This is a genomic window from bacterium (assembly GCA_023230585.1).
Classification (GTDB): domain Bacteria; phylum Ratteibacteria; class UBA8468; order B48-G9; family JAFGKM01; genus JALNXB01.
The window spans coordinates 66798-76307 of record JALNXB010000006.1 but is presented as its reverse complement, the minus strand read 5'-3'; the positions used below and the strand labels follow the sequence as shown (position 1 = coordinate 76307).

Here is a 9510-nt window from a genome sequence, read left to right as displayed (position 1 = left end):
GTTCTTCTACTCTGAGCCTGTTAAACCCTTCGGAGATGCTTTATATGCAGAAGGGTGAGTTCTCAGAGTGCCCGATTGTGGCGTAGAAGGTGTATGCGCCGTAGTACCAGAGTGAGTAGACACTACATACTTTTTTACCACTTATTATTCAAAGACTATAAATTGACTTAGAAAACAAAAAAATGGTATACTTAATATTATGATTAGAGAAGAACTACAAAAATTAGCAGAGCTTCAGGAGATAGATAGTTGTATTCTTGAGTTGGAAGAAGAAATTAACTCTTTCCCCGAAATCAAAAACTCTCTCGAGCAAGATATAAAGAAAGAACTTGAAAAAAAAGATATGGCTCAGAAGGAATATAAAAGACTTCTGATAGATAAAAAAGAAAAAGAACTCGAACTTGAAGGAGTAGAGGGCGAAATTAAGAAACTACAGGTACGTTTGAACGAAGTTAAAACAAACAAGGAATATACCGTTATTTTGGCTGAAATAAATGCCCTAAAATCAAAAAAATTAAAAGCAGAAGATGCCATTTTATTAGATATGGAAAAAGAAGAGTTGTTAACTACTCAACTCTCTAATTTAACGGACAAAAATGATAAATTAGTAAAAAACATTGAATTAAAGATTAAGGAAGCAGAAGTAAAAGTTGAACAGGAAAAAGAAGACTTAAAAGAATTGAAGAAAAAGCGAGAAGAAGCGCTCCCTTCAATTAATAGTAATTTTTATTCAATATATGAAAGAATATTAAAAGGGCACAAAAATAGGGTTGCAATATGTAGACTTGAAGAAAGTAGTTGCACTGGTTGCCGTGTTTTTGTTCCCACTTATATAGAAGAAAAAGTGAAAGCAAAGAAAGAAATAGTTCATTGTGAAAACTGTAGCAGGATTCTTTACTGATGAAAAAACTTATAGCGTATATAGATGGTGCCTCTAAAGGAAATCCTGGCAAAGCGTCGTTAGGGTTTCTCATTCAAGATAATACAGGTAAAGTATTAAAAGAATCAGGAGCGTCTATTGGGAACGCAACGTGTAATATAGCAGAATATATGGCACTAATCGCTGCTCTGATAGATTGCTTAGAGTTTGAATGTACGGAACTTGAAATACGTAGTGATAGTCAATTACTCATTAAACAGATGCAAGGAAGTTACAAGGTTAAAGATGAGTGGTTAAAAAAAATGAATCTTATAGCAGAACGACTTGTAAAACGTTATAAGAAAGTAGATTTTATACATATCCCAAGAGAAGAGAACAAGCAAGCAGATAAACTTGCAAATTCTCATATTGAAACATCTCTTCTATAATTAAACATTATCAATTATCATACCTAACATAGCTAAAACAATTTTTAAAGGGAGTGGTCGGATAGTTGCCTGTTTTTTAAACAGGAGGAAAGTCCGGACTCAAGCAGGTAGAATGGCTCCTAACAGGAGCAGTTCGCAAGGACTGGAAAGTACCACAGAAATAATACCGCCTTCTATATAAAAATAGAGGGTAAGGGTGAAATGGCGAGGTAAAAGCTCACCGCTTTTTGGAAACAATAAGGCAAAGGTAAACCCCATTCTGAGCAAGGTCAAGCAGAATCTTAGGTACCTGCCCACATAGATTCGGGTAGACCGCATGAGCTTTAAAGCAATTTAGAGCCAAGATAAATAACTATTTGAACAGAATCCGGCTTATGAGCCACTCCCTTTTTATTCTTACCTAAAACATTTCTCATATACTTTTTTATCCCCACTCCTTTTCCGCCTTCGGCGAGATTGCCACGTTGCGAAACCCCTCCTACGCCAAGGTATACCTGCCGAAGCTTGTATTTTAACGTAGGTTGGCTTCGGCGGGTAAAACTCGCAAGACTAACTACAAAAGACGGAATGGGGGGGGCTGTATTGCCTTCTACTTACCCCCTTTACCATCCTGAACGTCAAAATTTGTCATCTGAACTTGTTTCAGGATCTCTAATTTAACCCATAACAGTAGTAATAAAAAACGAGATTCTGATCAAGTCCCTCGGAGGTACTCGGGATAAATCCAGAATGACAAATAGGAAGAAAGGGGAATACTTGGACTAACCCCCGAGAAAAAGTAAATTAAAAACTTTATAAAAAACTTGACAAAAAATTCTATAGGGTATTTAATATATAAAAAGGTGAAAAATGGTACATTTTGGTGAATTTAGGGGAAAAATAGATAAACAGGGACGAATACTCATCCCTGCAAAGCTTAGGAGCCAACTTGCGCAAGTAATGGGCAATAGACCTGGTTCGCTATTTATTACTAAAGGTTTAGAAAATTGCCTTTTTATATTTTCTGAAAAAATATGGGAAAATCAGAGCGAAAAACTGCGAGAATTACCTTTTACCAAAGGCGACCCAAGAACGTTTACACGTCTATTTTTTTCAAGTGCTTTTCAAGCTGATATGGACAAACAGGGCAGACTTTCAATACCCTTAAATCTTATTCAGCACGCTCAAATCAAAGAGAATATTGTTTTAATAGGGGTAGACACAAGAATTGAGATTTGGGATGAAGAAAAATGGGATAAATATTATACCGACGCTCTGAAAACTTATGAAACCATTTCGGAAAAATTGACAGAAACACTATAACTACTTTCTCATAATCAGTATAATAAGGTCTCTTAAAATTTCTCACTTATCACGATAATGAATATTGAACACTACCCTGTTTTGAGGGAACAAGCAGTTTCTTATCTTAATCTTAAACCTGGTGGAATATATGTTGATGCGACCTGCGGACGAGGAGGTCATAGTAAATATATTTTAGAAACAGGTCTTGATATACTCTTGTACGGAATAGATAAGGATATAGAAGCGATTAAAGAAATTTCTGAAAAATTAAGAGAATACAAAAATTTTAAAGCGATACATTCTGGTTTTGAAAATTTAGATACTGTTTTTCAAGAAGAAGCAATACCTCACCTTGATGGTATATTGTTTGATATAGGTTTTTCTACTAACCAGATAACCAATAGTGAAAGAGGGTTTAGTTTTCAGTTAGAAGGACCTCTCGATATGAGATATGATACCAGTAACCCTTTAACAGCTTGGGAAATAATAAATAAATGGGATAGAAATAACCTTATATGGATTTTTGAAAAATATGGTGAAATAAACGGAGTAAGAAGATTGGTAGATGCTATTATTGAAAAGCGGAAAATAGAAAATTTTGAAACCACTTTAGCTCTTGCAGATTTTTTAAAATCATACTATGGGTATAGAAGAAAAATACATCCTGCTACAAAAGTTTTTATGGCATTAAGAATCACAGTAAATAATGAACTTACAGTTTTAACGGAAGGATTAAAAAAAGCTGAAGTTATATTAAGAGAAAAAGGAAGGATGGTTGTTATATCTTTCCATTCTCTTGAAGACAGAATAATAAAACGGTTTTTAAAAAACAGTTCAGCCCTAATGGTTGTTACCAAAAAACCTATATTGCCAGATAAAGACGAAATCAAAATCAACCCTGAAAGCAGAAGCGCTAAATTAAGGGTAGGAGAAAAAATTGAGAAAAACACCTGTTGTACCTAATTGGATTATTTTTTTAAGCATATCTTTCGTGTTTTTATCTCTTTATGTCTTCCTCTCGTCTCAAATTATTGCGGTTGGATATAAGATGGAAAAAGCTAAAAAGAAGTATGAAGACCTAACTATAATTAATAAAAATTATAAAGCTGAAGTATTTAAATCAACCTCATTATCAGAACTTTTAAAAAGAGCAGAAAACTTTAATCTTGAGTTAGTAAGCCCGTCCAAATGGTGTTATTTAGATATTTCACCAGAAAAAACAGAAGGAAAAAAGAATGGAACAGCAGAAGCAGGCACTAATTGATATACGATTTAAAAACCGGTTAAAGGTAGTTAAATCTATTTTTTTTATGCTTCTATTATTAGTATTTATCAACCTTTTTAAACTACAGGTTATTCAACGTGATTTAAAAAGACAAGGAGGGCCTTGGGTTAAGGTGGTTTCTCCTGTCCCGAGAGGTACAATTTATGACAGAAACGGACAGGTTCTTGCAATGAGCGTTCCATACTGTTCTGTGTATCTTGATTCTTGGGCTATTTCTGAGAAAGAGAAAGACGAGAAAACATATAAAGAGCGGTTAAAAAAAGAATTACAAGAAACATTGGGTCTACAAGAAAAACAGATTAACAAATATCTATCTTTAAAATACCCTCTTATTGAAAAAGAGTTATCTCTTAATAAATATAAAGAACTTGAAAGCAAAAACCTTCCAGGAATAGTTTTTGAACAGCGTTATAAGAGAGTCTACCCTAACAATAGGTTTGCTTGTCATGTAATAGGTTTCACTGGAACCGATGAAGAAGGTTTAGAAGGTATAGAACTTTATTACAATAGTATTCTTAAAGGAATGAAAGGTGTTTCTTTAATACTTAAAGACGGGAAAGGTGCTCTAATACCTTCAGTTGAAAAAAAACTTGTAGAGCCAGAGAAAGGAAAAGATATAAAACTGACCCTTGATTATAAACTCCAATTTATAGTAGAAGAAGAACTTGAAAAATGTTATGCTCAATATAACGCTAAAAGTGCTTCAGCGGTAATAATGAATTATGAGAACGGTGAAATACTTGCATTAGCTAATTACCCTAATTATGACCTCAATTTTTTTAAAAAGGCAAATCCTGCCGAACGAAGAAATAGGATAGTAACAGACCTTTTTGAGCCCGGCTCCACTTTTAAAATTATTACTGTTACCGCTGCAATGGAAGAAAAACTAATCGCCCCTGAAGATACAGTATTTTGTGAAAACGGAAGATGGTTTGTTAGAAACCATTTTCTTAGGGACACTCATTCTTATGGACATTTAACTGTTAGAGAAGTTTTAGAAAAATCGAGTAATATTGGGACAGTTAAGATTGCAATGAAACTTGGAGAAAGCCGTTTATACGATTATTGTAACAAATTTGGGTTTGGGCAGTTAACAGGAATAGATTTACCAGGTGAAGTAAGAGGTATTTTGAGACCTCTTAACAGATGGTCTGGTTACTCAATAACAGCTATCCCCATAGGGCAAGAAGTAGGAACAACAGCTATTCAAGGAATTGTAGCTATGGGTGTAACCGCTAACGGCGGATACCTTGTTAAACCACATATCTTGAAAGAAATTCAAGATAAGTCTGCCGACATAAAAACGTTATATAACCAACAGAGGGAACAAATTCTTTCAGAAAAGACCTGCACCACTTTGACAAATATCCTTGAAAATGTCACAAAACCTGGCGGCACTGCTCCTAAGGCAAATATAGATGGATACAGAATAAGTGGAAAGACAGGTACTGCACAGAAGAGTATCAATGGACGTTATTCAAAAAACCAGTATGTTGCTTCATTTTGCGGATATATTAATGGAACAGAAGAGAAACTAGTTATTATGGTTACAGTAGATGAGCCCAGACCAATATATTATGGAGGTTTAGTAGCAGCCCCTACTTTTAAGAATATATTGTGGCGAAGCTTACAATATTTTAAAATTCCACCTCACCAAGAATATAATAACAATAAAATAGTCCTAAACAAAAAAGAACCAGTAATAAAAGAGTGATAAAATGAAAATCAAAGAACTCATAAAGAGTATTGAAGAAAAGAAGAATTTTAATCTTACCAATGTGGATATTGAAGGGATAGCGTACGATTCAAGAAAAGTTAAAAAGAATTTTCTTTTTGTTGCAATTAAAGGTAACAACTCTGACGGGCATCTGTACATAAAAGATGCTATTGATAGAGGAGCTAAAATTATTGTTGCAAATAAAAAGAGCACAATACTTCCTTCTGATGTTGCAGAAATTATTGTTCAAGACACAAGAGATGCGTTACACAAATTATCAGCAGAATTTTATGGGCACCCCTCAAAAAAACTGAGTGTTGCTGGAATTACTGGAACCAACGGTAAAACAACTGTTTCTTTTATAATTAAACACATACTGGAGCATATAGGAAATAAATGTGGACTTATTGGAACAATATCTTATCAGATCGGAGAAAGGGCTATCAATTCAACAAACACAACACCAGAATCTTTAGATATACAACAATTTTTATCAGATATGCTTGAAGCTAAATGTAACTGGGCAATTATGGAAGTATCTTCTCACGGTATAGACCAAGGAAGAGTTTCCAAAACCCATTTTGATACAGGAATTTTTACAAATATAGCCTCTCACGAACATTTGGATTACCACAAAACTTTTAAACATTATCTTAGTACAAAATTAAAGTTTTTTGATAAATATCTCTCTGAAAGCGAAAAAAATAATAAAGCTGGGATAATCAATATTGACGACCCTTATTCAAAACATTTAATAAAAACACTTCAAAAATATTCTATCCCATTTGTAACCTTCGGCAAAAAAAAATCCGATATACAACTTAAAGACTATTCCATTAGAAGAGATGGAAATTATATGACAGTTGAAATAGAGAAAAAGGATGTAAGTTTTTATACTAAAATAAGAGGAATATCTAATATTTACAATACGCTTACTGGTATAGCTTTTGCAAAATCGAGAGGTATAGACATATCATCTGTCAAAGAAGCTTTAAGTACACTCGAATCTGTGCCTGGTAGGTTTGAATCTGTTGATGCAGGTCAAGATTTTGATGTTATAGTTGACTATGCACATACCCATTATGCTTTGGCTAATCTTTTATCTTCAGTTAAGGTAATGAAACCATCACGTATACTCCTCGTTTTTGGTTGTGGAGGAGACAGAGATAAAACAAAACGTCCACTTATGGGTAAGATTGCTGTAAAAATGGCTGACATCGTTTTTATTACCTCAGACAACCCCCGCTCCGAAAACCCCGAATCAATAATTGAAGATATCGAGAAAGGGGTACCTTTTTACAGAAGAAAGTATGTATCTATTCCTGATAGAAAAGAAGCAATCAAAGCTGCTGTTAAAGCAGCGAGAAAAGGGGATTGTATCGTAATAGCTGGCAAAGGTCATGAAACATTTCAAATATTGAAAAATACCACAATCCCTTTTGATGATAGGGAAGAGGTAAAGAAAGCTATATTAAATCGTTGATTATAAAATGGAACAGATAAAGGTGCAACAGGTAAGTGAGTGGTGTAAAGGAAAGGTTGTAGATAAACACCTACTAAAAAAATATTGTTATGGAGTGTCAACAGATTCAAGAAAAATAAGAGAAGGGGACCTGTTTGTTGCTATAAAAGGGGGAAAATATGATGGAAATCTGTTTATATCAGATGCAATAAAAAAAGGTGCTACAGCAACAATTACAGATAATGTTCAAAATAGAAATAAAGATAACTGTATATATGTTAAAAACTCAATTCAAGCCCTCGGTGATATAGCCAGAGGTTATAAAAATATGTTCACCCCTTTCACCATTGGGGTGACAGGAAGCGACGGGAAAACAACAACAAAAGAACTTGTAAAAAAAGTTTTATCTTTAGGTTATAAAACAGTAGCCAATGAAGGCAATCTCAACAACACAATAGGATTGCCTCTTTCTATTTTTAATATTGATAAAAGAGATGAGATGTGTGTTCTTGAGATGGGGATGAACAGCAAAGGAGAGATAGATTATCTTAGTAAAATTGCGCGACCAGATGCAGCAATCATTACAAATGTAGGAACAGCTCATATTGGATATTTAAACAGTATGTTAGCCATTGCAGAAGCAAAATCTGAAATAATAAAGAACCTTGTAGGAGAAAAACTTTGTCTTTTAAACTATGATAATAAGTTTTATAAGTTTTTTGAAAAGCAGGTTGAAGGGTTAATATTAAGTTTTGGCACAAAAAAAGGTGCTCATACAAGAGGCATTATTACGGAAGAGGGTACCAATTTTTTTACCTTTATAATCCAAGGACAGAAAGAAGAATTTAAAATCAATTTTTGGAACACAACTCTTATATATCCTGTACTTATTGCCTACACGATAGCCAAAAAGTTTAACATCAACAACACACAATTCAAAGAGATAATCGACTCTATGAAACCTATAGAAGGTAGAGGTCTTATAAAGAAAGTTGGTAATCTTACAGTTATAGATGAGTCTTACAATTGTAACCCTAACTCTTTAAAACACGCACTCGATTCGTTCAATAGGAAAGATTTTAAGAAAAAGATTTTAATTATAGGAGATATGGCAGAACTTGGGAAATTGTCTCATATACTTCATAGAAACATAGGATTATATATTAAAAACCTTAAGATTGAAAGATTGATTACTTGTGGCAAAACAAGCAGAATCATTTCCGATGTATCAGGAAAAAGAGGTAAACACTTTGAAGATACAGATTCATTAAATCAATACCTTAAAACCATATTAACAGGAGAGGAAACTATCCTAATAAAGGGGTCTCGAGCAATTGGATTGGAAAAAACAGTTAAATATCTAACAGGATGAGGAAACTTTTATGATATACAAAATTTTATATTATTTTACTAAGTATTGGTTTGGGTTTAATGTTTTTAGATATGTAACTGTAAGAGCTGTTCTTGCGACCCTAACTTCTCTATTTTTAACCATTATTTTTGGGTCACGAATAATAAGGTCGTTAAAATCTTTTTGCCATCCCAATATGCTTAATTTTCGGCAAGACAGTAAAGAAAAAACTCCTACTATGGGTGGGTTGATAATGTTGGGAAGCCTTCTTATTTCGGTACTGGCTTGGACAGAACTAAGCAATTCTTATGTCTTAATTTTTATACTTCTTTCTATATGGTTAGCTCTACTTGGATTCTGGGATGATTTTACAAAACTAAAGACTCACAGCCACAAAGGGTTGCGTCCTTTGGTAAAACTGGCAGGTCAAGCCTCAATAGGTCTTATTGTTGGGGTTATACTCTATTTAAATGCTGGAATAGATTTTAATACATCAGTTTATATGCCTTTCTTTAAAAAAATCGTTTTCCATATTGGTGTCTACTATATTCTCTTTGTTATGTTTATTATCGTGGCAACATCAAACGCTGTTAATCTTACAGATGGGATGGATGGGCTTGCCATTGGGTCTGTGCTTATTGTAGCTTTAGCTTATGGTATTATGTCGTATTTAACTGGTAATATTCAGTTTGCAGAATATTTGAATATTCCCTATATCAAAGGAGTAGAAGAAGTAACAGTTTTCACGGGAGCTTTAATAGGTTCTTCTCTCGGTTTTTTATGGTTCAACTGTTTTCCTGCTTCTATATTTATGGGAGATACAGGCGCTCTTATGTTAGGAGGAATTATAGGTATGTTAGCAATAACGGTCAAACAAGAACTATCACTTGTTCTGGTAGGAGGAATCTTCTTTATTGAAGCTTTATCCGTTATAATTCAGGTTACCTCTTTTAAACTTACTGGGAAAAGGGTATTCCTTATGACGCCTATCCACCATCATTTTGAAATTAAAGGAGTCCCTGAAAGTAAAGTAATCGTTCGGTTTTGGATAATAGGAATTATTCTTGCTCTTTTCACACTTATAACACTGAAAATACGTTAAG

Annotated in this window: 9 protein-coding genes and 1 other RNA gene; all 10 read left to right on the top strand. The window is 33.8% G+C overall.

The genetic code is table 11. The features are described from left to right. Positions 1–199: 199 nt before the first annotated feature. The gene (locus M0P98_02755; GenBank protein MCK9265792.1) at positions 200–901 is read left to right on the top strand and encodes a C4-type zinc ribbon domain-containing protein; all 702 of its coding nucleotides are present in this window, start codon (positions 200–202) and stop codon (positions 899–901) included. Further along, on the top strand, positions 901–1308 hold the full coding sequence (locus tag M0P98_02750; GenBank protein MCK9265791.1) for a ribonuclease HI family protein: 408 nt from the start codon (positions 901–903) through the stop codon (positions 1306–1308). Before M0P98_02755 ends, M0P98_02750 begins: the two co-directional genes overlap by 1 nt. Before the next feature lie 49 nt (positions 1309–1357). Next, positions 1358–1699: RNase P RNA component class A (gene rnpB, locus M0P98_02745), an RNA gene on the top strand. Between the two features lie 458 nt (positions 1700–2157). Further along, entirely contained in the window at positions 2158–2610 is a 453-nt protein-coding gene (gene mraZ / locus M0P98_02740; GenBank protein ID MCK9265790.1) for a division/cell wall cluster transcriptional repressor MraZ, read from the top strand. Between the two features lie 57 nt (positions 2611–2667). Next, positions 2668–3555: a 16S rRNA (cytosine(1402)-N(4))-methyltransferase RsmH gene (rsmH, locus tag M0P98_02735; protein MCK9265789.1), complete on the top strand. Its 888-nt coding sequence runs from the start codon at positions 2668–2670 to the stop codon at positions 3553–3555. Next, a complete protein-coding gene (locus M0P98_02730) occupies positions 3530–3856 on the top strand; it encodes a hypothetical protein (GenBank protein MCK9265788.1) in 327 nt (108 codons plus the stop codon). The genes rsmH and M0P98_02730 overlap by 26 nt, the downstream gene beginning before the upstream one ends. After that, complete coding sequence (locus tag M0P98_02725) at positions 3828–5591, top strand: penicillin-binding protein 2 (GenBank protein MCK9265787.1); 1764 nt, start codon at positions 3828–3830, stop codon at positions 5589–5591. The genes M0P98_02730 and M0P98_02725 overlap by 29 nt, the downstream gene beginning before the upstream one ends. Before the next feature lie 4 nt (positions 5592–5595). Continuing rightward, positions 5596–7077 carry a UDP-N-acetylmuramoyl-L-alanyl-D-glutamate--2,6-diaminopimelate ligase gene (locus M0P98_02720; protein ID MCK9265786.1) on the top strand — a complete coding sequence of 494 codons (1482 nt, stop codon included), beginning with the start codon at positions 5596–5598 and terminating at the stop codon, positions 7075–7077. Between the two features lie 7 nt (positions 7078–7084). Then, a complete protein-coding gene (murF, locus tag M0P98_02715) occupies positions 7085–8428 on the top strand; it encodes a UDP-N-acetylmuramoyl-tripeptide--D-alanyl-D-alanine ligase (protein MCK9265785.1) in 1344 nt (447 codons plus the stop codon). Between the two features lie 10 nt (positions 8429–8438). Further along, on the top strand, positions 8439–9509 hold the full coding sequence (gene mraY, locus M0P98_02710) for a phospho-N-acetylmuramoyl-pentapeptide-transferase (GenBank protein ID MCK9265784.1): 1071 nt from the start codon (positions 8439–8441) through the stop codon (positions 9507–9509). The last annotated feature ends 1 nt before the right edge of the window (position 9510 follow it).

Excerpts from the sequence above, each read along its gene's own strand:
- rsmH (MCK9265789.1), top strand. The coding sequence starts at position 2,668 with ATGAATATTGAACACTACCCTGTTTTGAGGGAACAAGCAGTTTCTTAT.
- M0P98_02750 (MCK9265791.1), top strand. The coding sequence starts at position 901 with ATGAAAAAACTTATAGCGTATATAGATGGTGCCTCTAAAGGAAATCCT.
- mraY (MCK9265784.1), top strand. The coding sequence starts at position 8,439 with ATGATATACAAAATTTTATATTATTTTACTAAGTATTGGTTTGGGTTT.
- M0P98_02725 (MCK9265787.1), top strand. The coding sequence starts at position 3,828 with ATGGAACAGCAGAAGCAGGCACTAATTGATATACGATTTAAAAACCGG.
- M0P98_02720 (MCK9265786.1), top strand. The coding sequence starts at position 5,596 with ATGAAAATCAAAGAACTCATAAAGAGTATTGAAGAAAAGAAGAATTTT.
- mraZ (MCK9265790.1), top strand. The coding sequence starts at position 2,158 with ATGGTACATTTTGGTGAATTTAGGGGAAAAATAGATAAACAGGGACGA.
- murF (MCK9265785.1), top strand. The coding sequence starts at position 7,085 with ATGGAACAGATAAAGGTGCAACAGGTAAGTGAGTGGTGTAAAGGAAAG.
- M0P98_02755 (MCK9265792.1), top strand. The coding sequence starts at position 200 with ATGATTAGAGAAGAACTACAAAAATTAGCAGAGCTTCAGGAGATAGAT.